23 protein-coding genes and 1 other annotated feature are annotated in these 26,357 nt (G+C 46.1%); of the genes, 20 read left to right on the top strand and 3 right to left on the bottom strand.

Annotation, left to right across the window (positions count from 1 at the left end; translation table 11 throughout):
* Window positions 1-57: 57 nt before the first annotated feature.
* On the bottom strand, window positions 58-1,278 hold the full coding sequence (locus ACSW3C_RS08200; RefSeq protein WP_486561985.1) for a helix-turn-helix domain-containing protein: 1,221 nt from the start codon (window positions 1,276-1,278) through the stop codon (window positions 58-60).
* 181 nt (window positions 1,279-1,459) lie between these two features.
* On the opposite strand from ACSW3C_RS08200, the gene ACSW3C_RS08195 reads away from it, so the two are divergent.
* The 4 genes from ACSW3C_RS08195 (at window position 1,460) to ACSW3C_RS08180 (ending at window position 7,314) form a co-directional block, all read left to right on the top strand.
* A complete protein-coding gene (locus ACSW3C_RS08195; RefSeq protein ID WP_486561983.1) occupies window positions 1,460-2,704 on the top strand; it encodes an MFS transporter in 1,245 nt (414 codons plus the stop codon).
* A gap of 149 nt (window positions 2,705-2,853) precedes the next feature.
* Complete coding sequence (locus ACSW3C_RS08190; RefSeq protein WP_486561981.1) at window positions 2,854-3,780, top strand: AEC family transporter; 927 nt, start codon at window positions 2,854-2,856, stop codon at window positions 3,778-3,780.
* Window positions 3,781-3,884: 104 nt separating this feature from the next.
* Window positions 3,885-4,784, top strand: coding sequence for an ABC transporter ATP-binding protein (locus ACSW3C_RS08185; RefSeq protein WP_486561980.1), 900 nt, complete (start codon window positions 3,885-3,887; stop codon window positions 4,782-4,784).
* A complete protein-coding gene (locus ACSW3C_RS08180; RefSeq protein WP_486561979.1) occupies window positions 4,765-7,314 on the top strand; it encodes an ABC transporter permease subunit in 2,550 nt (849 codons plus the stop codon). The genes ACSW3C_RS08185 and ACSW3C_RS08180 overlap by 20 nt, the downstream gene beginning before the upstream one ends.
* Window positions 7,315-7,394: 80 nt before the next feature.
* On the opposite strand, the gene rluF is transcribed toward ACSW3C_RS08180, so the two are convergent.
* A complete protein-coding gene (gene rluF / locus ACSW3C_RS08175; protein ID WP_486561977.1) occupies window positions 7,395-8,099 on the bottom strand; it encodes a 23S rRNA pseudouridine(2604) synthase RluF in 705 nt (234 codons plus the stop codon).
* A 249-nt stretch (window positions 8,100-8,348) separates the two neighbouring features.
* Window positions 8,349-8,573, top strand: a binding site (T-box leader).
* 138 nt (window positions 8,574-8,711) lie between these two features.
* Here rluF and ACSW3C_RS08170 point away from each other — a divergent pair.
* Entirely contained in the window at window positions 8,712-10,082 is a 1,371-nt protein-coding gene (locus ACSW3C_RS08170; protein ID WP_486561976.1) for an anthranilate synthase component I family protein, read from the top strand.
* Window positions 10,083-10,503: 421 nt separating this feature from the next.
* On the opposite strand, the gene ACSW3C_RS08165 is transcribed toward ACSW3C_RS08170, so the two are convergent.
* A complete protein-coding gene (locus ACSW3C_RS08165; RefSeq protein WP_486561975.1) occupies window positions 10,504-10,644 on the bottom strand; it encodes a hypothetical protein in 141 nt (46 codons plus the stop codon).
* A gap of 54 nt (window positions 10,645-10,698) precedes the next feature.
* Between ACSW3C_RS08165 and trpD the strand changes: the two genes are divergently transcribed.
* From trpD to ACSW3C_RS08090, 15 genes are all read left to right on the top strand, one after another.
* On the top strand, window positions 10,699-11,730 hold the full coding sequence (gene trpD, locus ACSW3C_RS08160) for an anthranilate phosphoribosyltransferase (protein ID WP_486561974.1): 1,032 nt from the start codon (window positions 10,699-10,701) through the stop codon (window positions 11,728-11,730).
* Window positions 11,727-12,515, top strand: coding sequence for an indole-3-glycerol phosphate synthase TrpC (trpC, locus tag ACSW3C_RS08155; RefSeq protein WP_486561973.1), 789 nt, complete (start codon window positions 11,727-11,729; stop codon window positions 12,513-12,515). Before trpD ends, trpC begins: the two co-directional genes overlap by 4 nt.
* On the top strand, window positions 12,512-13,126 hold the full coding sequence (locus ACSW3C_RS08150) for a phosphoribosylanthranilate isomerase (RefSeq protein ID WP_486561972.1): 615 nt from the start codon (window positions 12,512-12,514) through the stop codon (window positions 13,124-13,126). Before trpC ends, ACSW3C_RS08150 begins: the two co-directional genes overlap by 4 nt.
* A gap of 2 nt (window positions 13,127-13,128) precedes the next feature.
* Complete coding sequence (gene trpB / locus ACSW3C_RS08145) at window positions 13,129-14,334, top strand: tryptophan synthase subunit beta (RefSeq protein WP_486561971.1); 1,206 nt, start codon at window positions 13,129-13,131, stop codon at window positions 14,332-14,334.
* Window positions 14,331-15,125, top strand: a complete 795-nt coding sequence (gene trpA / locus ACSW3C_RS08140) for a tryptophan synthase subunit alpha (protein ID WP_486561969.1) — start codon at window positions 14,331-14,333, stop codon at window positions 15,123-15,125. The genes trpB and trpA overlap by 4 nt, the downstream gene beginning before the upstream one ends.
* Before the next feature lie 48 nt (window positions 15,126-15,173).
* Window positions 15,174-16,145, top strand: a complete 972-nt coding sequence (locus tag ACSW3C_RS08135) for a DUF4003 family protein (protein WP_486561967.1) — start codon at window positions 15,174-15,176, stop codon at window positions 16,143-16,145.
* A gap of 393 nt (window positions 16,146-16,538) precedes the next feature.
* Window positions 16,539-17,594, top strand: a complete 1,056-nt coding sequence (locus ACSW3C_RS08130) for an ABC transporter ATP-binding protein (protein ID WP_486561966.1) — start codon at window positions 16,539-16,541, stop codon at window positions 17,592-17,594.
* The gene (locus tag ACSW3C_RS08125) at window positions 17,575-18,501 is read left to right on the top strand and encodes an ABC transporter ATP-binding protein (protein WP_486561964.1); all 927 of its coding nucleotides are present in this window, start codon (window positions 17,575-17,577) and stop codon (window positions 18,499-18,501) included. Before ACSW3C_RS08130 ends, ACSW3C_RS08125 begins: the two co-directional genes overlap by 20 nt.
* A 14-nt stretch (window positions 18,502-18,515) precedes the next feature.
* A complete protein-coding gene (opp4B, locus tag ACSW3C_RS08120; RefSeq protein ID WP_486561963.1) occupies window positions 18,516-19,484 on the top strand; it encodes an oligopeptide ABC transporter permease in 969 nt (322 codons plus the stop codon).
* Window positions 19,485-19,514: 30 nt separating this feature from the next.
* A complete protein-coding gene (locus tag ACSW3C_RS08115; RefSeq protein ID WP_486561962.1) occupies window positions 19,515-20,429 on the top strand; it encodes an ABC transporter permease in 915 nt (304 codons plus the stop codon).
* Window positions 20,430-20,451: 22 nt separating this feature from the next.
* Window positions 20,452-22,287 carry an oligopeptide ABC transporter substrate-binding protein gene (gene opp4A, locus ACSW3C_RS08110; RefSeq protein ID WP_486561960.1) on the top strand — a complete coding sequence of 612 codons (1,836 nt, stop codon included), beginning with the start codon at window positions 20,452-20,454 and terminating at the stop codon, window positions 22,285-22,287.
* A gap of 178 nt (window positions 22,288-22,465) precedes the next feature.
* Window positions 22,466-23,290, top strand: a complete 825-nt coding sequence (locus ACSW3C_RS08105) for a M55 family metallopeptidase (protein WP_486561959.1) — start codon at window positions 22,466-22,468, stop codon at window positions 23,288-23,290.
* Between the two features lie 13 nt (window positions 23,291-23,303).
* Window positions 23,304-24,239, top strand: a complete 936-nt coding sequence (locus ACSW3C_RS08100; RefSeq protein WP_486561957.1) for an ABC transporter permease — start codon at window positions 23,304-23,306, stop codon at window positions 24,237-24,239.
* Window positions 24,239-25,174 carry an ABC transporter permease gene (locus ACSW3C_RS08095; RefSeq protein ID WP_486561956.1) on the top strand — a complete coding sequence of 312 codons (936 nt, stop codon included), beginning with the start codon at window positions 24,239-24,241 and terminating at the stop codon, window positions 25,172-25,174. The genes ACSW3C_RS08100 and ACSW3C_RS08095 overlap by 1 nt, the downstream gene beginning before the upstream one ends.
* Window positions 25,175-25,260: 86 nt before the next feature.
* The gene (locus ACSW3C_RS08090; RefSeq protein ID WP_486562115.1) at window positions 25,261-26,301 is read left to right on the top strand and encodes an ABC transporter ATP-binding protein; all 1,041 of its coding nucleotides are present in this window, start codon (window positions 25,261-25,263) and stop codon (window positions 26,299-26,301) included.
* The last annotated feature ends 56 nt before the right edge of the window (window positions 26,302-26,357 follow it).

Below are 26,357 nucleotides of genomic sequence, written 5' to 3'. Positions count from 1 at the left end.
AAAAGGCAGCCTCCCGTAAGTGGGCTGCCTTTTTGTATGGTAGAAGTTCGAACCCTATCACTTCTGACAAATTGACTCGTATGTCTCCATAATAAATTCCTTATAAGGAGTGTGCGGCATGCTTGAAATATTCTCAACCGCTATTGAACTCAACCGCTTCGCTTCCGTTTCATTCCCGAGGGCTACATGACATAGCGCCGCATATGCATCCTTCTCGTATAGGATAGACAAGTCAAAAGGATGATGTGCATAATCAGGAATGCTCACTTTATTTAAACAAACGAGAGCCTCTTCATATCTTTCAAGTCCATACAGCGCTTTTCCTTTCTCCTCCATGAAAGAATAGGTAGTATGCCGCTCGTCGACGCCATACTCGGCTTGATGGGCTTGGACAAGCTCCAACGCTTCTGCATATGCTTTTTTGTAAGAAGTTAAGTAGTGGATAGTAATATAGTTGATGAAAGGGATTGCGTCTCGATCATCAGCAAGTTCCCCGTACAAAAGAATTTTTTCCTCATAATACTCCATGGAGGCTTGCTCCTCTTTCATCAGTGCATTAAAGATCGCCAGCTGATACAGGTGGGGAAGGCGATAGAAGATCTGCAGTCCTCTTGAAAATTCGATTCCTTCGTTCATGGCTCGGATTGCTTCGTCGGCGTTCCCGACAGCGAATTGAAGAAATGCCTCTACATAATCAAAATCCAGGCGGGTAAGGGGCTCTGCAAGACCATTCCGCTCTTCCATTTTCGAGCGTTCGTCCAATAATTTTGCTAAGGCCTCCTTATATTTATGTTCCCTAAACTTCACCATCGCCTGGAAAATACCGATGGCTGCCAGGCGGCTTGTTAGATTCAGTTGATCATACAGAACAGCAGCCTTCTCCATCAATGCTTTCCAGCCGTCCTTCTTTTCGTAATAAAGGGATTGGCTATAGATCTCCAACAGTCTTGCGGCTTCGTAGCCGTTATGTAATCTGTCTACATATGGTTCGACCAAACTGATAATTTTCCAGTGTTTATCTTCCTCCGTACTATGGAGCAGCTTCTCTACTCTCTTCACTACATCCCGCAATTCCTGCGTACTCACTTCTTCCAATAGCTCGGACACTTCAACGCCCAGCCGCCCTGCGATATACGAAAGGCTTTCCATCGAGGGCTTCGCCTTATTGTTCTCAATATAGCTGAGCATTGCCTTTGTCAATTTATCTCCAGCCAACGCCTCCAATGTCAATTTCCGCTGTTTTCGCAGCGACCGGATTCGATCACCTAAAGTACTCAAAGTTAATTCCCCTCTCCTCCATCTATATAGTTAAATTATATTTAACTTTCGCTTGTAATGGAAGAGGGGGCGTGCTATTCTTTTGTTAAATTAAATTTAACTTTTGGAGGAGGTATTTCGTTGTCTGGTTAGTTAATTTGAAATAAAGGGGTCATGAAAATTCAAAAGGGGGCTTGGGGAAATGAGGAAGAACTATTTTATTTATATGCTGAGCACAGTTGTCGTTTGGCTGGGGGGATCAGTGTACACGTTTGCGATTTCATATTTCATTTTGCAGGAAACGGGGTCAGCACTTTATTTTTCAATTAACACTGCCATTTTAAGTATTGGCGCGATACTTGCTTTGCCTCTATCGGGCGTAATCGTCGACAGTAAAGACCGTAAAACGATTGTCATTACCTTTGAGGCGCTTTCGGCTCTAACCTTGTTGTTCTTGTCCGTTTATATTGGTGTGTTCGGTTTCCATATTTATGTGCTCTTTCTCATCACGGCTATTCGATCGATCATCACCCCGGTTATCGGAAATGCGTTCGACGCAAGCTTGACCCAGCTTTTTGATAAGGAAAACATCCAAAAGACGTTAGGGAAAATTGGGACTTACAGAACAACGATTGGACTGCTGGGACCGATTTTGGCAGGAGTCATCTACGGCTTTCTGTCCTTGCAAGCAATGGTTGTCATCTTTTTGATCATGCAGCTAATCTCCTTGTTTTCGAATGTCTTTTTGAAATTTGACAAACAAACATATGAAGTCGAACAAGAAGAGGCAGCAAATTGGTTCAAGCGTTTTGGAAATAGAATCACATTTGGCTATCACTATATTCGAAAAGCAGAGGTTCTGAAAAAAATAGTGATCTTATCGGTAATTATCAATTTTGTCGGTGTCGCCAGTTTCAGTGTATTGCCTGAAACCATCATGATTAAAGAGTTGAAATTTACCCCGTATCAGGTTGGAATTGTTGGTGCCATTTTTGGATTGGGCGCGTTAACCGGTAGTCTTCTCTTATCGAAAGTGAAGATTTATAATCCGCTCCATGTGATCAAATATGCTTTCGTCGTTGTAGCGATCTTCTTACTTTCCTTTACACTTCCAGTTTATTATGAGATCGAGACGGCTCTATCGATGGCATTTACAGCGTTTGTGGGGTTCATGATGGCAGGGGTATTTCAATTTATCTCCATTCCTTTGTCGTCCTACATGCAAAAGACCGTTCCGGATGAATATAAAGGCCGGGTTTTTTCCATGAATAGCGCCTTATCCATGGTTCTCATTCCGATAGGTACGATTCTTTATGGACTTTTATATGAAAAAGGTGTCTATTTCCCCGTGAATTTATTTTCCGCTGCCGTCATTTTAGTGACTGTAGCTGTTACGTTAAGCAAGCCTGTGATCGAGAGGAGTATGAAGGAATATCAAGCTAGTTGATAAGCTGTCATTGGAGGCAAACTCGAATCCGTCGAGTCTGTCTCTTTTTATTTATGGCCAATGTAATCAAGAGAGGGAACCCTCGGAATCTTATTTTCTTGTATACTCAAAGGAAGAGATTTCAGAAAACGGTATCACTGGAGGTCAACATGTTCATTGGAACTATTTTTATTCAAGTGATTGTGCCCATTTTACTTCTTGTTGTAATTGGCGCAGGTTTACAACGGAAGTTTTCATTCAACTTACGCGCCATTTCTAATTTGATAACATACTGTCTCATGCCGGCCGCTGTTTTTATTAACTTGTATGAGACGGAGATCGATGGGCAAGTCCTGCTTGAAATCATCGGTTACCTAGTGGTGTTTAGCGTGTTACTCATTTTGGTTACCGGCTTCCTGAGCAAGATATTGCGATTAGAAAAAGGAGAAGAGGCCATTTTTAAAAACAGCATTTCGTTAATTAACTCAGGAAATTATGGAATACCGGTTAGCCAGCTACTCTTTCAAGCGACCCCTCTTGGCATATCCATTCAAATTATCGTCATGGTGTTCCAAAATATCTTAACGTATACATATGGTCTCTATAATTTGATCGCTGCAACGAAATCGGGATGGGAAATTATCAAGTCGTTATTGAAAATGCCGGTTCTTCACGCAATGCTTCTTGGCGGGTTGCTGAATGGACTGCATGTTCCCATTCCAGGTTTTCTTTGGACTCCGATCTCTCATCTGTCAGATGCGTTTTTGGCGATTGCTCTCATCTTGTTGGGAGCCCAGTTGGCACAAATACAAATCCGGACAATTGTTAACCGGACAATTATTGTTAGCAGTATAGGAAGGCTGGTCATTGGGCCTGCGGTATCATTATTGCTAATTTTTCTTTTGGGGCTGGACGGTGTTGTGGCTCAATCCTTATTTATAGCAAGTTCATTCCCCACATCCAGGAATAGCTCGAGCCTTGCGTTGGAATATGATGTCTATCCCGATTTGGCCGCACAGACCGTTCTTTTTTCAACCATTCTAAGTGGGATTACGGTTACTTTTATAGTTTATTTATCAACGATTCTGTTTGTGTAATTCAACTATTACCTCTTATAAACAATAAATTATCTAAAAATTCCACCCTTTAACTTCAAAATTATGGTAGGATGATAGTAACTGATTTGTAAGGGGGATGGAAAATGATTTTATCTGTAAAAGATGTGTACAAATCATACGGCAAGGAACAGGTGTTAAAGGGGATCACTTTTGAACTTGCAGAGCCTCAAATTATTGCGCTCGTCGGACCGAACGGGTCGGGGAAATCGACATTGCTCAATATCATTACAAACTTATTGCCGGCGGATAAAGGGGAAGTGACTGTGTTAGGAAAAAACAACCGGGATCCAAACATATTCCGGGAGATTTCCTTTATGCAGGACAATACGGTGCTGTATGACTATTTGACAGGTTACGATCATCTGCAGTTCATTTGCGATGTGCAGGGGCTTAAAAAGAAACAGCTGCTCAAAACTGCAGAACGGATTGGCATCACAAGTTATTTAAATAAGAAAGTGAAGAACTATTCGCTTGGCATGAAGCAACATCTTTTGCTGGCCATGGCTGTTGTCAATCAACCGAAATTGATGATTCTCGATGAACCGTTGAATGGCCTGGATCCGACAAGTGCCATCAGAGTCCGGGAGTTGTTGCTGGCGTTGCGAGAAGAGGGGACGACGATTCTTTTATCCTCGCATAACTTGGCGGAAATCGATCGGGTGACTTCATCCATTTTGTTTTTAAAGAAGGGGAGTTTGATCCAAGAAGATATGTCCGCCTTTGAACAGATCCGCTATCAGATCCTGGTCGATAAGCCGGAAGAGGCGGAACGTGCGTTACGGGCAGCAGCTATTCCTTTTGAAAACAGCAATGGAAGATTGCATGTGTATCAAGCTGATGCCGAACTCGATCGTGTGTTGCGCTTATTAGGCTTCCAGGGTGTCACGATAGTCGATATTGACAAGAAGGTATTCGGCTCCGAGGAACGATACCGGAAAATCTTCACGGAAGAGACGAAGGCCAATGAGCTTGTTGAAGTTTGAGCTGAAGAAGATTTGGCGGCAGAAGAAGCTTATTTGGTTGCTGCTAGTCGTTTTGTTGTGTGCTGGGTGGGTCTTTTATCAAAACTCGTTAGAGCAGGATTTGATGGTCAGAGAAGCGGAAGAAAAAATTTTTCCAATTGTCATGGAGACCGATCAATTATATGCAAAGCTGAGACCGCTTGACCGGGAGAACAGCTTGACGGAAGAACAAAAGCATCAGTTTACTAGTTTGAACAATATGGCGAATGCTATCTTTCATTGGAAAAGTACGATTTATGAAAAGCGCTGGGGAGACATCCCTGAGCAGGAGAAAGAGTTTCTGGTGAATTTAGAGACATTAGAGGAGGCTGGAGGCTCCTTTAGTAAGTTGCAAGGTCTAGAAAGAGAGAAGGCAATCGTAAAAAATGAATATCTGATCGAGCATCAATTGCCTTATGCTAACGAAACGTACCCAGTTTCTCCGTTCTTGCAACTGAATAAGCTGGCAATGATCTTGCTCGGACCTGCTGGGCTGTTGCTGCTACTTCTCTTGTTCGGAAGCGTATACACGAATGAAAAAGAGCAACAGACAGTACTCACGGTACGAACGCAGCCGGTATTGAGAAGATCATTCCTTCTTTCCAAGTATGCCGGTCTCCTATGGGTCACATTTCTTTATGTGGGGATTGTATTCCTCATAGGATGGACAGTACCGTCAATGTTTGCTGACTCCTTCAATGACTGGAATTATCCTGTCTTACTGGAAACTGGGGATGCATTCACCATAATCCCAGCATGGCAATATGCGGGGAGTCTCGCCTTGTTGTTCATCGGGGCAAGTGCTTTTCTTTTCGCGTTCTTGCTCGTAATGGGCACACAGCTGAGAAGTTCATTTTCAACTGTGATGTTAACCGGCTTCTTAACAATGCTTGGTGTTGTATTGACTGAAGCTGTGAACATGCTCCAAGTACCTTGGAACCCTTTTCAGTTATTTCGCGGCAACCGTTTTTTACCTGATTATCCTGACTATCCATTGTGGATCTATGCTATATCGGCATTGCTTTGGTGCGCTTTGCTCATTACGATAGCCATTTTCCTCCGGGAGGGAGCACGAGGACTGTTTAAAGCGGCGGAAGAACTAAAGCCTTACAGGAAAGGAAGGCCGCATCGTCTCCTTTCTGCTCTGACAATGAGTGCGTTTGAATGGCGGAAATCCAAACGCAGAGGTTTGCTGGGCCAGATAATGGTTGTGCTCGCCATCGCGGTTGTCGCAGGCTATGTATTCCTTGCGGAGCAGGTAAAGGAGAAGGAGAGTGAAACGATTAGCAAGATCGCTAACGAACCGCTTCAAACTGAAAATGAACTGATACCATATTTCGAGGAGAGGATTAGGGAAACAGAGAAGTCAATTGAGGAAGCGAATCAGAATGGCGAGAACGGCGAGTCTATCTATGGCCACAATATCGATTATTACAATGACATGATTGCAGAGGCGCGTGAAAGAGCGGCACTTGCAGCCACAGCGGCCGCCGCTTACAAGGAGGAAAAGTGGGCGCCGGTGTATGACTATCAGTTATTCGAAGATCATCGAAGGCTCGATATGGTGGCGGAATCTAAGAAAGGCGTCCACATCCCCGAGAGCTTGTTTGGTTATGAAGCGGCTATCTTGCAAAAGGAATGGATGAAGGAGCACAACATCAAGCCAGTTTTTCCGGGTTCGTACATTTCAAACATCCATGAACAATGGAAGCCGGAGGACCGAAAAGCGAAGGAATGGAGTAGAAAGTTGTACCGCAACATGGATCACAGCGGCTTATTCTCGCTTTATATGGTGTTCCGGGATTATCTGTTTTTCATTCCGATGTGCCTTCTGATCTTACTCGTTGGCTCAGGATTCTCCGGCGAACGAGGGAAACGGCCAACACTGCATTTGCTGGAGACAATGCCGGTCAGGCGGCGTTCCCTTTTCCTTGGGAAAACAATTCATGCTTCGGTTGTCGCTACGGGCAGCGCTATGGTCATTTTCCTATTCGTTGTGCTCGTCGGAACGTTATTCAACCGGTTCGGTGACTGGATGTACCCAGTCCTCCGCTACCATAGTAATTATGAAAAGCAGTCGTTTGATTTCACCGGCAACCGGGCATTCGAAGGCGGCTATACGTTCATGCCACTTGGTGAATATTTGCTGAAGGCCTTATTGCTCTATGTGTGTGTCACCCTGTTTCTTATCGCACTCGCCAATATTATTGGGCTGGTCGCACGTCAGCCGCTTGTTGTATATGCTTTGACGGGCTTGATCAGCGTGGCTGGGTACCTGGTGAGTTGGAAACTGGACGATTATGCCCAATTCTCTCCGTTTCTGTACTTGAACGTCCCGAAAATCGTCAACGGGGAAATCCTCACGTTATTGAATAACCCGGCAATCAGCGTGAATATGGGATGTGCTATGTTGTTGGGAGCGACGGGAGTGATCGTAGTAACTACGTACGTAATATTGAACGCCGGGCGGCGAAGTGTTGCGAAAGGGAAGCAATCGGCATTGGAGAATTAGTAATGTAAAAGAGACGTCTCGATGTTAGTAGAGAGCGTCTCTTTTTTATGCATTGTAATAAAATGTTGAATGTAAAATAATCACCGTTTAGGGTTGTAATTCAGCATGTGGAACAGTTCTTTTAACTCCTTCTCCGTCAAATCCCGCCACGTTCCGACAGGCAAGTTGCCGAGATGGATGTTCATAATCCGAGTACGTTGAAGGCGCCGCACATGATAGCCGAGTGCCGAGCACATGCGGCGGATCTGCCGGTTAAGACCTTGCGTCAAGGTAATATTGAATTTCCGCGGCCCCAGCTGTTTCACTTTACAAGGTTTGGTCGTCGTGCCGAGAATATCGACACCTGATTCCATCTGGCGGATGAATTCTTTTGTGATAGGTCGGTCGACCGTAACGATATACTCTTTCTCGTGTCCGTGCTCCTCGCGCAATATTTCATTCACGATGTCGCCGTCGTTCGTCAGAAGCAAGAGGCCGTCTGAATCTTTGTCGAGACGCCCGATATGAAAGATGCGGAGCGGGTGATTGACGAAGTCGACGACATTCCCTTCCACATGGCGTTCTGTCGTACTCGTAATGCCGACGGGTTTGTTAAGGGCGAGATAGACGAGCTGCTCTTCGGTTTGGACCGGCTTCCCATCCACCTTGACATCATCCCCCGGTTCCACGCGGCTGCCGAGTTCAGCCGGTTGGCCGTTGATGGTGACACGGCCATCTTCTATCCATTTATCCGCACCGCGCCGGGAAACAATGCCGGCTTCGCTTAAAAATTTGTTGATTCGCATATGATTTGTCACCTGATTTCGAAATTCTTTCTCTTATTGTATCGCTTCGGTCCTTTCCACGCAAAGTTGATGGAATCAATAAAAGGTCCGGTCCTTCTACTCCCTGTGCTAACCTCATATATTATCAAAAGGTTGACAATTGAAAGAAAGAATAGTAAAGTGATTACAACTTTTTTGTTCGGAACGGGTAGAGGAGCCGGGAGCGGCGCCGCCCTAGGACAGAAGAGATGAGTGGAGAAGAGCATAGCTGAGAAATTGTTGAATAAGAGGAGTAGCGCTGAAGCCGTGTGTGCAGAGAGTCAGTGGATGGTGGGAACTGATCCGCGGCCGGCGTGAATGGACTTATGAGAGCCATCTGGAGAATTTTCGGATGGACGTCATTCCCACGTTACGGGAAGTGTCGTACTGACACGCCAAGCGGGAGCTAATAATGGCTTCAATAAGAGGTGGCAACGCGGGTAACCCGTCCTCTGCAACTGGACTTTTCTGTCCAGGTGCAGAGGATTTTTTGTGTGATTAAAGCACCGCGAAAGCGTGTCGGTCCAACATAAGTCGTCTTATGCAACACAGTTTCTTGCTGTTCTTTCCAGAATGAGATGAGGAGAGATGTGTATGGAGAAGACGAGTATACGCATGACAGAGAAGAAAATAGAAGGAGATTCCTTAACGCCGATCTTGATTTTCAGGCGGTTGCAAGGGACGCAACGTTTTTTATTGGAGAGTTCATCCCAGCATGAGGGATCAGGAAGGTATTCCTTTATTGGCGTCAACCCAATTAAAGCGTATCGCGGAAAAGCGAGGGAAGTGGAGGAGTTTGTGTATCAAACGGGTGTGTCCTATACGCATGAGGGAGAGTTGTTTACATTATTGAAACGGCTCATGCCGAGGATTGCCGAAGCAGGACCGTATCCATTCATGGGAGGAGCCGTTGGGTACGTCGGCTACGGGGCAGCAAAAGTGAATGATGAGGTGACAGATGAATCGGGTTTGCCTGATGCTAATTTCAATATTTACGATACCGTCATCATTTTCGACCATCTGCTAAATGAAGTGACACTATTGCATACCAAAATTCATCCTGAAACGGGAAGTGTGCCGGACCTGGACGCATTGGCCGACAAAATTACAAACGGGCCAGTAGAAGAAGAGAAACCGGTAGCTTTGTCCGAATTTCGAAGCAATCAAACCCGGCAAACCTTTGAAGCGAATGTCGAGGAGGCACAGCGCTTCATTGCCGAAGGAACAGCGGAGCAGATTGTCCTTTCGAGACGGATGGAAGCCGACATAGAAGGCGACCCATTTGTTCTATATCGCAAGCTGCGCAAGCGAAACCCCTCTCCGTATATGTATTACATGGAGTTTGAGGATCATACAGTAATCGGCACTTCTCCGGAAAGTTTGGTCCGGGTATCAGGTGACACCGTCATGACAAATCCAATCGCGGGAACGCGCCGACGTGGAAAGGACCAAGCCGAAGATATTGCTCTTGAAGAGGAGCTGCGAAACGATCCGAAAGAACTGTCCGAACACCAGATGCTTGTCGAGTTAAGCAAAAGGGAGATGATGGCTGTTTGCGAAGCGGAGACGGTTCATGTTTCAAGCTGCATGGAAACAGTACGCTATGAGCACGTCATGCACCTCGTATCCGAAGTAGAAGGCATCTTATTGCCAGGCTTGCATGCGCTCGATGCGCTGCAAACGACGTTGCCAGCCGGTACCGTGACCGGCTCGCCGAAGCGGGTGGCGATGGATATTATTGCACAACTGGAACCTGATTCCCGCGGCATCTACGGCGGCGCCATCGGCTACATCGGGCTGAACGGCAACATCGATTTCGCTCTCACCATCCGCACCATGCTGATCCAAGACGGCAAAGCCATCGTGCAAGCCGGCGCCGGAATCGTAAAAGAATCAGTGCCGGCACTGGAGTATAAGGAGACGGAGAATAAAGCTAGGTCTTTGCTGATGAATGGATTGAATTGAATGACCGCCAGAATATCAGGCTGAACGCCAGAAAACCGAGCTGAACGTCAGAAAGTCAGGTCAAACGCCAGAAAACCGGGCTGAACGCCAGAAAATCGAGCTGAACGCCAGAATATCAGGCTGAACGCCAGAATATCGAGTTGAACGCCAGAAAACCGGGCTGAACGCCAGAAAATCGAGATGAACGCCAGAAAATCGGGCTGAGCGCCAGAATATCAGGCTGAACGCCAGAATATCGAGTTGAACGCCAGAAAACCGGGCTGAACGCCAGAATATCGAGATGAACGCCAGAAAATCGAGATGAACGCCAGAATATCCGGCTGAACGCCAGAATATCAGGCTGAACGCCAGAAAATCAAGTTGAACGCCAGAATATCAGGCTGAACGCCAGAAAATCGGGCTGAGCGCCAGAAAACCGGGCTCAGCGCCAGAAAGTCGAGTTGAACGCCAGAATATCAGGCTGAACGCCAGAAAATCGAGTTGAACGCCAGAATATCAGGCTGAACGCCAGAAAATCGAGCTGAGCGCCAGAAAAACCGTTCCGTACGCCAAACCCAGTCAACCACGCGCCGCATGAAACGACGAGCGGAACACAAGAGCGGAGGAGAGATGAGTAATGAGACAGTTTACGAGGAAAGTTGAGGAAGGCCGCCATTTGCTATATGAAGAAATGGAAGCAGTGGCCAACGAAATGTTTACAGAAGAGGTTGATCCAGACGAGATGGCAGCATTCCTTACGGCGCTTGCCAAGAAGGGGGAGACGGCGTCGGAAGTGGCGGCGCTTGCTGCGGTGATGTCTTCCCATGCCAGTCCGTTCCCGGTTCGGGAAGATCGTTATTTGGATAATTGCGGGACGGGGGGCGACGGATCGAACAGTTTTAATATAAGCACGGCATCCGCCTTTGTCCTCGCGGGCGCCGGCGTGAAGGTGGCGAAGCATGGAAACCGGAAAGTATCGAGCCAGTCGGGGAGCCATGATGTTCTTGATGCGCTCGGTATTCATTCGCACTTGAAGGTGTCCGATATGGGGCGGCTGCTGGAGGAAGAGGGACTCTCCTTTCTGTTTGCTCCGACGGTCCACCCGAAAATGAAACAAATCGGTGCGGTCCGGCGACGTATTGGAAAGCCGACCATTTTCAATTTGGTCGGTCCTCTGACAAATCCGATTCGCATTAAGTCGCAATTCACCGGCATTCACCGTCCGGATTTTGTGATGGAATATGCTTCCGTTCTTCGGATGCTCGGCAGGGAGCGCGCCATTGTTGTTTCGGGTCCTGGAGGTCTGGATGAGGCTTCGCTTGCTGGACAAAATTCATTTGTCTTGCTCGATAAGGGAGATTTGATTCCTTTCAGCCTGACGCCTGAGGATGTCGGTTTATCGTATGCGCCGCCATCCGCCATACAGGGAGGCAGCCCGGAGGAAAATGCGGAAATGATTCGGTCAATTTTCAAGGGGGAGCGAGGTCCCCGTTTTGATACGGTTGTCCTGAATGCCGGGATTGGCATTTTCGCAAACGGAACCGTGCCGACAATCAAAGCAGGAATTAATCTGGCGAAAGACAGTATTCTATCAGGCCGCGCGCAACTGAAACTGGAGGCTGTCATCGAATATAGTGAGCAAATCGAGCGGGAGGTGGTAGCCCAATGACCATCTTAGATGCGATTTTGCAGGAGAAACGACTGGAAGTGAAGCGCATGCTGATCGATGAACCGAAGGCTTGCGAACAAAATAGGCCAGCACGGCCCTCACTATTCCAAACCTTGAAAAATGCGGATGACTTACAGGTCATTGCAGAAATCAAACGTGCCTCCCCTTCCAAAGGGTTGATTGCGGAAGGGGCAAATCCTGTACTGCAAGCACAGCAGTATGAACAGGCTGGGGCAGCGTGCATTTCCGTCCTGACAGACGGACCGTTCTTTAAAGGATCCTTCGACGACTTATCACGTGTTGCAGACCATGTGGAAATCCCGATTCTTTGCAAGGATTTTATGATTCATGAAGTACAGATTGACCGGGCAAAACAGGCGGGTGCCTCTGTTATTCTTCTTATTGTGGCGGCGCTCGACGACATGACACTGAAAAGGCTGTACGACTATGCCACGGGACTCGGATTGGAGGTTCTCGTGGAGGTCCATGATCCAAGCGAGCTGCAAAGAGCACTTTCAATTGATGCCAAGTTGATTGGCGTGAATAACCGGGACTTGCGTACTTTCCATGTGGATCTTGCAAGAACAGAAGAAGTGGCCGCTCATTTTCCTTATGGCGAGAAGCGTGTGTTAATTAGCGAAAGTGGAATTGCCGGAGAAGAGGATGCCATTCGGGTGGCAAATATGGGAGCGAGCGCAGTCCTGGTCGGAGAGACGCTTATGCGGAGTTCGTCTGTACAGGATTCGGTTCGAAGCTTGCGAGTGAAAAAGGCGGGAACACCATGATGACCAAGGTGAAGATTTGCGGTCTTATGGAGCCTGAACATGTGCAGGCCGCTGTTCACGCGGGAGCGGACGCAATCGGTTTTGTATTTGCGCCGAGCCGGAGGCGGATTTCCATGCAACTTGCAAAGCAATTGGCGGAGCATGTTCCAAAATGTGTAATGAAAATTGGCGTATTCGTCAATCCAAGCGCGGAAGAAGTCAGGCAGGCCTTTCAGGAAGTGCCGCTTGATTTTATTCAATATCATGGAAATGAATCTCTGGAGTTCATTCAAAATGTAGGACTTCCTTCTATTAAAGTAATATCTATGCGTAGTAAGAAAGACAAAGAACTTATAAATTCATGTAATACTCAATATGTCCTTGTAGATACGCCGGGCATTGAATATAAAGGTGGGACAGGGAAGGTGTTTGACTGGAGTCTACTGGAAGGTGATCTGCCTAGGAACCAGATGATTCTGGCAGGCGGTTTGACGAGCGAAAATGTACAGGAAGCCATTCGAAAGGTTCGTCCGGCAATGGTCGATGTGTCGAGCGGTGTCGAACTGAATTACCGGAAAGACGAATCATTGATCCGCGCGTTCATCCGTGCGGTCAAAGAAGAGGAGAGATGAGCATGGTACAGATGAGCGGTTCAGCGAAACAAAAAGGACGATACGGGAAGTTTGGGGGACAATACGTCCCGGAAACATTAATGTCAGCGCTAATTGAGCTGGAAGCGGCATATGATGACGCCAGTCAGGATCCTACATTCGCAGAGGAACTGGATTACTATTTGAGAGATTTTGTCGGAAGAGAGACCCCGCTCTATTTCGCGGAGCGTCTGACGAAGAAGATTGGCGGAGCGAAGATTTACCTAAAGCGTGAAGACCTGAATCATACAGGTGCCCATAAAATTAACAATTCAATCGGCCAGGCGCTGCTTGCGATGCGGATGGGAAAACGGAAAATCGTAGCGGAAACCGGGGCAGGACAGCATGGCGTGGCGACGGCAACAGCTTGTGCCTTGTTCGGGCTCGACTGTATCATCTTCATGGGCAAAGAAGATGTGCGACGGCAGGAACTGAATGTATTTCGAATGGAACTGCTGGGGGCGAAAGTGGTCCCGGTGGAGAAAGGTTCCGGTACATTGAAGGATGCGGTCAATGAAGCACTTCGGTATTGGGTAGCTCATGTCGAAGACACGCACTACATTTTAGGTTCCGCACTGGGACCTCATCCATTCCCACGCATTGTCCGCGACTTTCAGCGAGTGATCGGAGTGGAGACGAGAAGACAGATCATAGAAAAAGAAGGACGCCTTCCCGACGCGGTTGTCGCCTGTATCGGCGGGGGAAGCAATGCGATCGGCATGTTCCATCCTTTTGTGGAAGATGAAAAGGTGGCCCTTTACGGAGTAGAGGCGGCAGGAAGCGGCATCGGAACGGGGCTTCATGCAGCAGCAATAGCTGGCGGCAAAGAAGGTGTTTTGCATGGGGCGTATATGTATATCCTCCAAGATGAAGACGGATTTATCCAAGAGGCACATTCGATTTCCGCCGGACTGGATTATCCTGCGGTCGGTCCGGAGCATTGTCATTTGTATGACATCGGGCGTGCGGTCTATACGTCTGTGACAGACGAAGGCGCTCTCGCCGGGTTGCGGTTGCTATCTGAAACAGAAGGAATCATCCCGGCATTGGAAAGTGCGCATGCCATCCAGTATGTTGCCGAATTGGCGAAAGGGATGGGGGCGGATGAAGTCATCGTGGTGTGCTTGTCAGGCCGCGGAGACAAAGACGTTCAAACGGTACGGGATGCTTTAGGGGGTGGCGCAAGATGAATCAAGTCGAACAAAGTATCCGAACTTGTGTCGAACAGGGAAGAAAAGCGTTTGTCCCGTATATTATGGCGGGAGATGGCGGCCTTGGTTCCTTGCGTGATAAGGTTTTATTTCTCCAAGACGCGGGAGCGACCGCAATTGAAATTGGCATTCCGTTTTCCGATCCTGTTGCGGACGGAGAGACGATTCAACAAGCAGGAGAGCGGGCTTTGGCTGAAGGGGTGACGCTTCGTGCAGTATTACAGTCTCTCCAATCCTTTCAAGAAGAGGTCAAATCAGAAATGCCTCTGCTGATTATGAGCTATTTAAATCCGATCCTGGCTTATGGAGTGGATGCATTTGTGCAAAGCCTTCGAGAAAGTGGCGTCAGCGGATTGATAATCCCTGATTTGCCTCTGGAGGAAAGCGGGCACATTAAAGAATTGCTAACTAAAAATGGAATCGCCTTAATACAGCTTGTTTCGCTGACTAGCGATCAAAAAAGGATGGTGGCGATAGCTGAGCAATCGTCAGGATTCATCTATGCTGTTACGGTCAATGGAATTACGGGAGCACGGGAAGGATTTGATGAATCACTGGTTGCTCATCTAAAAAGCCTAAAGTCGATCAGCCCTGTTCCGGTTCTGGCAGGTTTCGGTATTTCGACCCCAGCTCATGTGGAACAATTAAGCATTCATACAGATGGTGTAATTGTTGGAAGCGCCATAGTCGAAGCCTTCCATAACGGCGATACAGCAAGGATCAGCGAGCTTATCGAGGCTTCGAAACTGAAAATGATGGCAGATCATTGAAACTTTTTAGGTCTCTCTCTCGTACTTATTAGAAAGGAGAGGTGCGGAATGAGGACAGAAATGATCTTGCAGGAAGTGGAGACGACGTATGAGAAAGTGAAATCGCTGGCTGGCTGGAGTGTCGATAAAAACGTAGTATTGACCATCACATCTTATTATGTGACAGCGGGTACAGAATTTGATGCTTTCACTTTCAATCGGGCGATGGATGAACTGAAGTCAAGGACGGGGTGGTTTTCCCCGTTGCGGGGAAATCTTCTTCCGATGATGGCGGCGTTTTTGTCCCATTCCAAATCGACTGAACAGGCGGCAGAGCGATTGTTTGAAAAACAAAAGGTGCTGCGAAACCATGGTTTTAAGAATACAATTCATTCCTACTTGGCCGCCTTGCTAATGTCCGACAATCCGGCCGATGATGAAACGGATGCGCGCCGCGCAAAGGCTTTATTTGATGCAATGAAGAAACAGCACTTCCTTTTAACTTCTGACGATGATTATGCCTACGCTATGCTGCTGGGAAGAAAAGAGGAAGATCCGGCAGAGCATGCGCAATCTATGCGGGACTACTACGACGCATTCCGAAAGAAAGGCTTCCGCTCTGGCAATGAACTGCAATGGCTCTCCCAAGTGATGACCTATATGGACATCGACTTCTCACCCGAACGTGTCGATAGGGCAGAGGAAATCTCTATCCTGTTAAAAGACAGAACGAAAGTGAAGCCTGTCCATTATCCGATGATTGGATTTTTGACAGTGTTCCAAATGGACGATGAAGGTGTCATGCAAATCATCAATCTTGCGAAACAGCTGGAACAGTCCAAACTATTCAGATGGAACCGTGAAATGGCACTTTCAATTGCGATCGGGTATGTCATGCATCAGCTGACTGAAAGTGCTGATCAGATCAGTGTCAGTCTTGCCACTTCTGTTGAAATGATCTTGAGAGCCCAGCAAGCAGTTATGGCAGCAACGGTAGGAGCGGTGGCAGCGTCCTCGGCAGCTTCTTCAAGCCAAAGCTGAAATTGCTTAAAAATGAATAATGATTATGTTAATAAAATGAATTTAGAATATGCTGGTAAAACGAAATGCAGGATACCAAGTAAACTTGAAAAAAATAAGCAGGAAATATTCTAGAAAATACTATACAGGATTTCTATTTTTGGGACTTCGTTATACAACAGTAACGAAGTCTCTTTTCTGTGTTACTAAGAAAAAGCAAAAAAAGGCCAAAAAAATTTTTATACCCGCTCCTATTTAGAAAACGCTTACATATCAAGGTTTGTAATGAGATTGTAACATTTGAAATGGTTCAATGTTTTGATATTCTAAAAAAATAGTATTGTCAGGACAAGGATTGTGTAGTATATTGAGTCCAATAACTTTTATCAAAATCTGAAAATTAGTTATTCATACATGTGTCAAAATAGTAAGGAGGAAGTTTTCTTGAAGAACCCGGTCTTGGAAATCAATGATCTCCGTACCTCGTTTAATATTAAAGGCAATTATTATGCGGCGGTTGACGGAGTTTCCTTAACAGTCCACGAGAATGAAGTCGTAGCCATCGTAGGGGAATCGGGTTGTGGGAAAAGTGCCCTGGCAAATTCAATTATGGGATTGCACAACTTGAAAAACACAAAACTGGAAGGCGAGATTAATTTCGGAAATCAGAACCTTCTGGAGTTGCCTCTAGCAAAATTTAATAAAATACGAGGCAAAGATATTGCGATGATCTTCCAAGATCCTATGACTGCCCTGAATCCGCTTGCAACAATCGGCAGGCAGATCGAGGAGCCGATGGATTACCATTTAAAACTCTCGTCTGCAGAGAAGAAAAACCGTACTTTAGAATTATTAAGACGAGTCGGCATTAAAAACGAACAACGCGTCTATGAGCAATATCCTCATGAATTGTCGGGTGGGATGAGACAACGTGTCGTCATCGCGATCGCACTTTCGTGTGATCCCGTCCTATTACTTGCGGATGAGCCAACGACAGCTTTGGACGTTACCATTCAAGCCCAGATCATGGATTTGATGAAAGAACTTCAAAACCAGATGAAGACGGGCATCATCCTCATCACGCATGACCTTGGGGTTGTGGCGGAGATGGCGGATCGTGTTGTAGTAATGTACGCAGGCGAAGTCGTGGAAATGGCGGATGTTAAAGATCTGTTCGAAAACCCATTGCATCCCTATACAAGATCTCTATTAAATTCGATTCCTTCGAATTTAGAAGGGAAAGAGAAACTGCATGTAATTGACGGAATTGTTCCATCTCTTCAAAATCTTGATCGTACCGGATGCCGGTTTGCTCCACGGATCGCTTGGATCCCTGAAGATGCCCATGAAGAAAGACCGGAAATGCATGAAGCGGAACCGAATCATTTTGTTCGTTGCTCATGCTACAAAACGTTCTACTTTCCGGAGGACAGAGTAGGAGAGAAAGAATATGTCGCTACTGAAAGTTAATGATTTAAAAATCTATTATCCGATTCGAGGCGGTTTTTTCCGCCGTGTTGTAGACCATGTAAGAGCTGTGGATGGAATCAGTTTTGAGCTGCAGCCTGGCGAGACATACGGCTTAGTTGGTGAATCCGGTTGTGGAAAAACGACATCCGGCCGTGCCATTATCGGACTTAATAATGTCACTTCAGGTGAAATGCTATTTGAAGGAAAAGATTTAGCGAAGATGAGCCGCATGGAAAGACGGAAACATACGAAAGACATTCAAATGATCTTTCAGGATCCATATTCATCCTTGAATGTACGTAAAAACGTATTAAATATCATTGCGGAACCGCTTCGCAACTTCGAGAGACTATCGCCGAGGGAGGAATTGTTGCGAGTGCAGGAACTTGTAGCCAGAGTCGGGTTAAACCCTGAATCTATTTACAAGTATCCACACCAATTCTCAGGCGGGCAACGCCAACGGATTGGGATCGCTCGTGCACTGGCCCTGAAGCCAAAGCTGATCATAGCAGATGAGCCAGTTTCCGCATTGGATGTTTCGGTTCAAGCACAAGTGCTGAATTTCATGCAGGAGATCCAAGAGGATTTTGGTTTGACTTATCTTTTTATTTCCCATGACCTTGGAATTATCCAGCATATGTGTGACCGGATTGGCATCATGTACCGGGGGCGCTTTGTCGAAGAAGGAACAGCTTCCGAAATTTATAACAATCCAATGCATGTGTATACGAAACGTTTGATTGCCGCAATACCAGAAATGGATCCAGAGAAGCGTTTTGAAAAAATGCATTTAAGACAATCAATTAATCAGGAATATCAAAATCAATACAATAATTATTTTGATAAAGATGGACGGATGTTTGATTTGAAGAAAATTTCAGAATCACATTCCGTAGCCATGCAGTAAGGGGGATAATGTAAATGTTAAAGTTTATTTTGCGTAGAACATTGATCATGATCCCTCAAATCATCCTAGTCAGTATCATTGTATTCATGCTGGCGAAAGCTATGCCGGGGGATGCTCTTACAGGAGCTTTCCAAGGGAATCCGGATGTCTCGCAGGAACAGATCCAGCAAATAAGGGAGAAGCTCGGCTTAAATGATCCTTGGTATCAGCAATACGGCCGTTGGTTAAAAAATGCAGTACAAGGCGACTTGGGACAGTCCTATGTCCATAAACAACCGGTCACGCATTTGTTGGCAGGTAAAGTGGAAAATACATTGCTTCTTTCATTTTTTACCCTGATTGTCACATATCTTATAGCTTTACCGCTCGGTATTATTGCGGGAAGATGGACGGATACATGGGCGGATAAAACGATTGTCACCTATAACTATTTTGCGTTTGCCACGCCAATATTCGTATTTGCGTTGCTTATGATCTACTTTTTCAGCTTTGTTTTAGGTTGGCTGCCTTATGGAAACAGTGTAGATGTCAAAATTGAAGTGGGAACATGGGACTACTTTGTGAGTAGAGCGAAACATTTAATTTTGCCTGTACTTTCCGGTTCACTTCTTGCAACATTTAGTACCATTCAATATTTGCGAAACGATATTATTGACCAAAAATTAAAAGACTATGTTAAAACTGCTAGAGCAAAAGGGGTCCCAGAAGCAAAGGTTTATACCCGTCATATTCTGCGTAATTCCCTGTTGCCGATTGCAGCATTCCTTGGATATGAAATTGCAGGTTTGATCGGCGGTTCTATCTTTATCGAATCTATTTTCAGTTATCCCGGCCTTGGCTACCTTTTCATTCAATCAATTCAAACGCGTGACTTTACTGTCGTGACGGCGCTCGTATTAATTTCTTCGACTGCTGTTATCGTCGGGACAATGCTTTCTGATATTATTTTGAGCATTGTCGATCCGCGGATTCGAATTGAGTAGAATGTTAGAAAGAAAAGGAGGGGGAAAACGATGAAAGACACAGTCGTCTTAGACGAAAAGCAATTAATGGCAAAAGAAAAAGCAAATAATCCATCATTATTGAAGACGATTTGGCGAGAAATTATACATGATAAAATGGCTTTAGGTTCCTTAATCTTATTAGTGATCATCCTAATTACAGCTTATTCGTCTCCGCTTTTTATTGATGAGGTTGCCAACAAGCGGGTGAACTTCCTAAATGTTTGGAAGGCGCCTTCTGCAGAGCATTGGCTCGGTACCGATGACGGTGGAAGGGATGTATTCGGGCAGCTGATGCTTGGTACGAGAAACTCATTTACCATTGGTATTTGTGTAACAATAATGGCAGGGTTATTTGGTCTCACTTACGGTTTGATTTCGGGGTTTTATGGTGGGAAAATCGATAATCTGATGATGCGGGCCTTGGACTTCCTTATGGTACTTCCTAGCCTTATGTTCATTATCGTATTCGTCGTCATTGTCCCTAACTATACAGTATTCACTTTTGTACTAATTATGGGTGCATTCGCCTGGTTCGGTAAAGCAAGGCTGATCCGTTCAAGAGCGATGCAGGAAAGGGAGCTTGATTATATCAATGCTTCCAGGACGATGGGCACACCGAGTTTGAAGATCATGTTTTTTGAAATGTTCCCTAACTTGAGTTCTCTCGTCATCGTTAATATGACACTTACGCTTGCTACGAATATCGGATTGGAAACTGGTTTGACATTCCTTGGTTTTGGATTGCCGACTGGTACTCCATCGCTAGGAACGCTCATTTCGTACGCGCGAACTCCGGATATTGTGCAGAATAAGTGGTGGGTTTGGTTACCTGCAGCATTACTGATTCTAGTAATGATGTTGTGTATAAATTATATCGGCCAAGCGGTTAAACGTGCGTCCGATGCAAGGCAAAGATTAGCCTAAAAAACAAGGGGAGGTAATACAGATGGCAAAAAAGCAATTTTTGCTGCTTGCTAGTCTAATGCTTGTTCTCAGCGTATTTTTAGCTGCATGTACAGGCAAAGATGACAAGAAAACCGGCGAAAAAGAACCGGCAAAAGGCAATGACAATGGCTCCGAACAAGCTGAAGGAGACGATAAGGATGCGGAGGATGCAAGCAACAGTCTTGATTTTCCACTTCAAGTTTCCAATGACGCTGAGCCAATCGAAGATGGAGAAATGACAATTGCAATGGTAACGGATACTCCATTTGAAGGAACACTTAACCGTGTCTTCTATTCCGGCACATACGATGCTCAAATCATGCAATATTTTGATGAGGATCTATTGGAAGTTGATGGTGACTACTTGATCACTAACAATGGTGCTGCAGAGTACACGATTTCTGACGACAATAAGACAATCACAATTAAAATTAAAGATGGCGTAAAATGGCATGACGGTGAGCCTGTAAAGGCAAGCGACCTACTTTATGCTTATCAACTTCTTGGTCACCCAGATTACACTGGCACACGTTATACATTCACGATTGAAAACGTTGAAGGTATGCCTGCATACCACGCTGGTGAGACAAAAGAAATTTCTGGTATTAAAGTTTCTGACGACGATAAAGAAATTTCAATTACTTACACTGAAGCAACTCCATCTATCCTTTCTGGTGTTTGGTCTGTTCCAGTACCAAGACACTATGTGGGAGATGTTATGAAGGGCGATCTCACGATTGAAGAACTTGAGGCTTCTGATAAGATCCGTGTAAGCCCAATCGGTTTCGGACCTTATAAAGTAGCTAAAATTGTTCCAGGTGAGTCTGTACTATTTGAACGCTATGATGAGTACTACAAAGGTAAGCCTGGACTTAAGTCTCTAGTATTGAAAGTTGTAAACTCTGCAACTGTTCTTGAAGCTCTTAAAAAAGGTGACGTTGACTTAGCTGGAGTTCCGGCAGACCAATATTTAAAGGCAAAAGAAATTGACAATGTTGAATTACTAGCAAAAGTTGACTTAGCTTATACTTATATCGGCTTCAAACTTGGTAAGTGGGATAAAGAAAAGAAAGAAAACGTTACAGATCCTAATGCGAAATTGGCTGACAAGCGTGTACGTCAAGCTATGTGGTATGCAATGGATAACGAAACAATCGGTAAGGAACTTTACCATGGCCTTCGTTTCCCTGCGACAACTTTGATTATCCCTGTATTTGCTAGCTTCCACAATCCTGACATTGAAACACCTTCTTATGATCCTGAGAAAGCGAAAGCTCTTCTTGACGAAGCTGGATTTAAAGATGTTGATGGCGATGGATTCCGTGAAGATGCAAACGGCAACGAATTCGTATTGAACTTCGCTTCCATGTCTGGTGGCGAAACAGCTGAGCCAATTGCTCAATTCTATATTCAAAACTGGGCTGACGTAGGTATCAAAGTTCAACTTACAGACGGCCGTCTACATGAATTCAACTCCTTCTACGACATGGTAGAAGCAGATGATCCGAAAATTGATATTTACCAAGGAGCATGGGGAACAGGTTCCGACCCAGACCCAGAAGGTCTCTATGGTAGAACTGCTGCTTATAACTACACTCGCTACACAAGTGAAAAGAACGACGAGCTTCTTAAAGCTGGTACATCTGAGAAGGCATTCGACACTGAGTACCGTAAAGATATCTACAACCAATGGCAAGAGCTAATGGCTGAGGACGTTCCAGTAGCACCGACAGTATACCGTTATGCATTAACGGCTGTTAACAAGCGTGTTGTTAACTATTCAATCGAACCAGGTACTGAAAATTATAACCCGTGGAAGATGGGTGTATCTGAGTAATACTCAGTGCGAACATTTCCTATAAGAAAGCCGCTATCCAGGCAACTGGGTAGCGGTTTTTTTGTGAAAAAAATTTTTACAGTATTGAAATTTTCTCAAAAATTTGATACAGTGAAACATACCTACTAATCAATTAATATGATTTATAGTGATATTCTGACAGCAGGGGGAATGCAGGTTGAAGTTGTATGTTTCGGTTGACATGGAAGGGATTACGGGATTGCCTGATTATACGTTTGTTGATTCAAGCAGGCATAATTATGAGCGGGCGCGGCGTATTATGACAGAGGAAGCCAATGCGATCATCCGGGCTGCCGTTGGCAATGGAGCCAAAGAGGTTTTGGTCAATGATAGCCATTCGAAGATGAATAATTTATTGGTGGAGGAATTGCATCCAGATGCTGATTTAATTACTGGGGATTTGAAAGCGCTTTCGATGGTGCAGAGTTTGGATGAAACATTTGATGGTGCGATTTTTGCAGGCTACCATGCAAGGGCTGGACAACCGGGTGTCATGAGCCACTCGATGACGTTTGGCGTTCGCAATATGTATATCAATGACGTTGCGATTGGGGAGCTCGGATTGAATGCGTATGTGGCAGGGCATTTTGGCGTACCGGTCATCCTCGTTGCGGGAGATGATTGTGCATGCCGGGAAGCCGAAGCACTTATTCCAGGTGTAGTAACGGCTGCCGTCAAGCAGTCCATCAGCCGCTCGGCAGTAAAGACGCTGCATCCGACGAAGGCATGTGCACTATTGGAGGAGAAGACAGCGGAGGCAATTGGAAAACGATCGTCTATTCAGCCGCTTGTTCCACCGAAGCAGCCGACATTGCGCATTGAGTTTACGAATTACGGACAGGCGGAATGGGCTGCATTGATGCCAGGCTGTGAGATTGAACCGGGAACCACCGTTGTGAAGTTTGAAGCCAAGGACATTTTGGAGGCGTATCGCGCAATGCTAGTCATGGTGGAACTGGCCATGCAAACCAAGTTCTGTTAAGGGGGAATGCCGCATGGCCATTTACATAGTGAAACGATTCTTCATGATGATTGCGACCATTCTTATCATTGCGACATTGACGTTTTTCTTAATGCATTCGATTCCTGGTTCGCCATTTGATGAAGAACGGACATCGAATCCGACCATCCAAGCGAACTTGGAGAAGTATTATAAATTAGACCAACCGACACATATTCAGTATCTCTATTATCTAAAAGCCATTGTGACTTTTGATTTCGGTCCTTCCATTAAGAAACCGAACGAGTCCGTGAATACGCAACTGGCCCGAGGATTCCCTATTTCTTTTGAACTGGGGATGGTGACGATTCTCGTCGCTGTGCTGTCTGGGATCACATTAGGGACATTTGCCGCATTACGGCATAATGGCATTATTGATTACGGAGCGATGACATTCGCAGTCATCGGAATATCCGTACCAAACTTTGTACTAGCGACTCTATTAATACAGCAATTTGCAGTTACTTGGCAATGGCTGCCACCAGCGACGTGGAGCAGTCCAAAGCATATGATTTTACCGACATTGGCACTAGCTACTGGTCCAACCGCCATTATCGCGAGGCTGACCCGTTCCAGTATGCTGGAAGTGCTGACGCAGGATTATATGAAAATGGCCCGTGCGAAAGGGTTGTCACCGTTTCGGATCGTGTTCCGGCATGCCTTGCGCAACGCGCTCATGCCGATTGTCACAATCATGGGAACGATGCTTGCGGGCATTTTGACTGGAACGTTTGTCATCGAGCGGATTTTCGCCATTCCGGGGATGGGGAAGTACTTCGTTGAAAGTATCAATAACCGTGATTATCCGGTCATTATGGGTTCGACGGTGTTCTATAGTGCATTTCTCGTGTTCATGCTCTTCCTCGTCGATATCGTGTACGGATTCCTGGATCCGCGCATTAAACTTCATCGGAAGGAGGGCGATGCCTAATGGTCAGCCATCAACCGCCACAAGCACAAGATGATTGGTTCAAACCGGTAGCAAAAGATGCGGAGAAGGCGGAATCAGTTGTCCGCCCTTCGTTATCCTATTGGCAAGATGCATGGCGACGATTGCGGCAAAATAAGCTGGCAATGAGCGGGTTATTCTTTCTAATCTTGCTTACGCTGTTCGCCATATTTGCGCCAATGCTATCGCCGCATGATATTACAACGACACAATATGCGAAACAGAATATGCCACCTTCTTCCGAGCATTGGTTTGGGACAGATGATAAAGGATGGGACGTCTTTACCCGTACATGGTACGGCGCCAGGGTTTCTCTCTTTGTCGGGGTAGCTGCTGCGTTAATTGATTTCTTTATCGGCATTATCTACGGAGGCATCAGCGGCTATAAAGGCGGCCGTACCGATTCGGTTATGATGCGAATTATTGAAGTGCTCTACGGTCTGCCGCACTTACTCGTCGTCATCCTGTTAATGGTCATCATGGGTTCGAGTTTGACGACAATCATTGTGGCGCTTACGATTACCGGATGGGTTGGTATGGCGCGGATTGTCAGGGGACAAGTATTGCAAATTAAAAACTATGAATTTGTCACAGCATCCAAGTCGTTTGGAGCCAGGACGCCACGGATTATCCGGCGCAATTTATTGCCGAATACGATGGGGCCGATTATCGTTCAAATGACTTTGACAGTACCAAGTGCCATCTTCGCGGAAGCGTTCCTCAGTTTCCTCGGACTTGGGATCTCGGCACCGTTCGCGAGCTGGGGCGTCATGGCTAACGATGCGTTGCCGGTCATTTTGTCCGGGCACTGGTGGAGATTATTCTTCCCTGCGTTTTTCATTTCAATGACGATGTTTGCATTTAACGTCCTCGGAGACGGTATGCAAGATGCACTCGATCCGAAACTGAGGAGGTGAATGGTTTGAATGAACAACAATTGGCGAATGCCAATGCACTTGTGAAAGAGCGACAAGAGGAAGTACCGTCTTTGCCAAAAGCGGTGATGACAGAGAAACAAGTGGGACAGAAGCGCAAGCGTCAGCCGGATTATTCCGAAAAGGTGCTAGCTGTAGAGGATCTGCATGTTTCATTCAAGACATTCGGCGGTGAGGTCCAAGCGCTTCGTGGTGTTTCGTTTGATTTGTATAAAGGGGAAACGCTTGCTGTGGTCGGAGAATCCGGCTGCGGGAAAAGTGTGACGGCTAATACGATTATGGGTTTGATTCCCCAGCCGCCCGGCCGAATCAAAAGCGGACGGATCCTGTTTAAAAACAAGGATTTGACGAAGCTGGACAAAGCGGCCATGCGGAAGGTGCAGGGCGTTGACATTTCGATGATCTTCCAAGATCCGATGACCGCACTGAATCCCACTTTGAAAATTGGGGAGCAGCTGACGGAAGGATTGCGTACGCACCAAAACGTTAGCAAGGCGGAAGCGCGAAAAAAAGCGGTTGAATTGCTGGAAATCGTCGGCATTCCAAATCCGGAGGAACGATTGAAGCAATATCCACACCAATTTTCAGGAGGGATGCGGCAGCGGATCGTCATCGCAATCGCATTGATCTGCGAACCAGAATTACTCATTGCGGATGAACCGACAACTGCGCTGGACGTAACCATCCAAGCGCAAATCCTCGAATTATTTGATGAGATTCAGGCGAGGACAGGTGTTTCCATCATCCTGATCACACATGATCTCGGAGTTGTGGCGAAAATTGCAGATCGGATCGCCGTCATGTATGCCGGAAAAGTTATTGAAATCGGTGATAAGCGGGAAGTGTTCTACTCTCCACAGCATCCCTATACGAAAGGGCTGCTGGCCTCTGTTCCACGGCTTGACTTGAAAGAGGAGGAGCTACAGCCGATCGATGGAACGCCGCCGGATTTGTTCGCACCGCCGATCGGTTGTCCGTTTGCCGCAAGATGTCCGTTCGCCATGGAAGTGTGCGAAAGAGTGTATCCCGGAACGACGGAGCTGTCGGAAACGCACAAAGTGGATTGCTGGTTGCAGGATGACCGGGCTAAACGTGTTTTTGAAATCTAATGGTAGTACGCACGAAAGTGCTTGAATATGCTTAGACATACAAAGGGGGGCTTTTG

It is taken from the genome of Sporosarcina sp. AD_1, assembly GCF_057373025.1.
The sequence above is the reverse complement of the archived record's forward strand: the minus strand, read 5'-3'. Positions and strand labels throughout refer to the sequence as shown.

Excerpts from the sequence above, each read along its gene's own strand:
- ACSW3C_RS08195 (WP_486561983.1), top strand. The coding sequence starts at position 1,460 with ATGAGGAAGAACTATTTTATTTATATGCTGAGCACAGTTGTCGTTTGG.
- ACSW3C_RS08190 (WP_486561981.1), top strand. The coding sequence starts at position 2,854 with ATGTTCATTGGAACTATTTTTATTCAAGTGATTGTGCCCATTTTACTT.
- ACSW3C_RS08185 (WP_486561980.1), top strand. The coding sequence starts at position 3,885 with ATGATTTTATCTGTAAAAGATGTGTACAAATCATACGGCAAGGAACAG.
- ACSW3C_RS08180 (WP_486561979.1), top strand. The coding sequence starts at position 4,765 with ATGAGCTTGTTGAAGTTTGAGCTGAAGAAGATTTGGCGGCAGAAGAAG.
- rluF (WP_486561977.1), bottom strand. The coding sequence starts at position 8,099 with ATGCGAATCAACAAATTTTTAAGCGAAGCCGGCATTGTTTCCCGGCGC.
- ACSW3C_RS08170 (WP_486561976.1), top strand. The coding sequence starts at position 8,712 with ATGGAGAAGACGAGTATACGCATGACAGAGAAGAAAATAGAAGGAGAT.
- trpD (WP_486561974.1), top strand. The coding sequence starts at position 10,699 with ATGAGACAGTTTACGAGGAAAGTTGAGGAAGGCCGCCATTTGCTATAT.
- trpC (WP_486561973.1), top strand. The coding sequence starts at position 11,727 with ATGACCATCTTAGATGCGATTTTGCAGGAGAAACGACTGGAAGTGAAG.
- ACSW3C_RS08150 (WP_486561972.1), top strand. The coding sequence starts at position 12,512 with ATGATGACCAAGGTGAAGATTTGCGGTCTTATGGAGCCTGAACATGTG.
- trpB (WP_486561971.1), top strand. The coding sequence starts at position 13,129 with ATGGTACAGATGAGCGGTTCAGCGAAACAAAAAGGACGATACGGGAAG.
- trpA (WP_486561969.1), top strand. The coding sequence starts at position 14,331 with ATGAATCAAGTCGAACAAAGTATCCGAACTTGTGTCGAACAGGGAAGA.
- ACSW3C_RS08135 (WP_486561967.1), top strand. The coding sequence starts at position 15,174 with ATGAGGACAGAAATGATCTTGCAGGAAGTGGAGACGACGTATGAGAAA.
- ACSW3C_RS08130 (WP_486561966.1), top strand. The coding sequence starts at position 16,539 with ATGTGTCAAAATAGTAAGGAGGAAGTTTTCTTGAAGAACCCGGTCTTG.
- ACSW3C_RS08125 (WP_486561964.1), top strand. The coding sequence starts at position 17,575 with ATGTCGCTACTGAAAGTTAATGATTTAAAAATCTATTATCCGATTCGA.
- opp4B (WP_486561963.1), top strand. The coding sequence starts at position 18,516 with ATGTTAAAGTTTATTTTGCGTAGAACATTGATCATGATCCCTCAAATC.
- ACSW3C_RS08115 (WP_486561962.1), top strand. The coding sequence starts at position 19,515 with ATGAAAGACACAGTCGTCTTAGACGAAAAGCAATTAATGGCAAAAGAA.
- opp4A (WP_486561960.1), top strand. The coding sequence starts at position 20,452 with ATGGCAAAAAAGCAATTTTTGCTGCTTGCTAGTCTAATGCTTGTTCTC.
- ACSW3C_RS08100 (WP_486561957.1), top strand. The coding sequence starts at position 23,304 with ATGGCCATTTACATAGTGAAACGATTCTTCATGATGATTGCGACCATT.
- ACSW3C_RS08095 (WP_486561956.1), top strand. The coding sequence starts at position 24,239 with ATGGTCAGCCATCAACCGCCACAAGCACAAGATGATTGGTTCAAACCG.
- ACSW3C_RS08090 (WP_486562115.1), top strand. The coding sequence starts at position 25,261 with ATGACAGAGAAACAAGTGGGACAGAAGCGCAAGCGTCAGCCGGATTAT.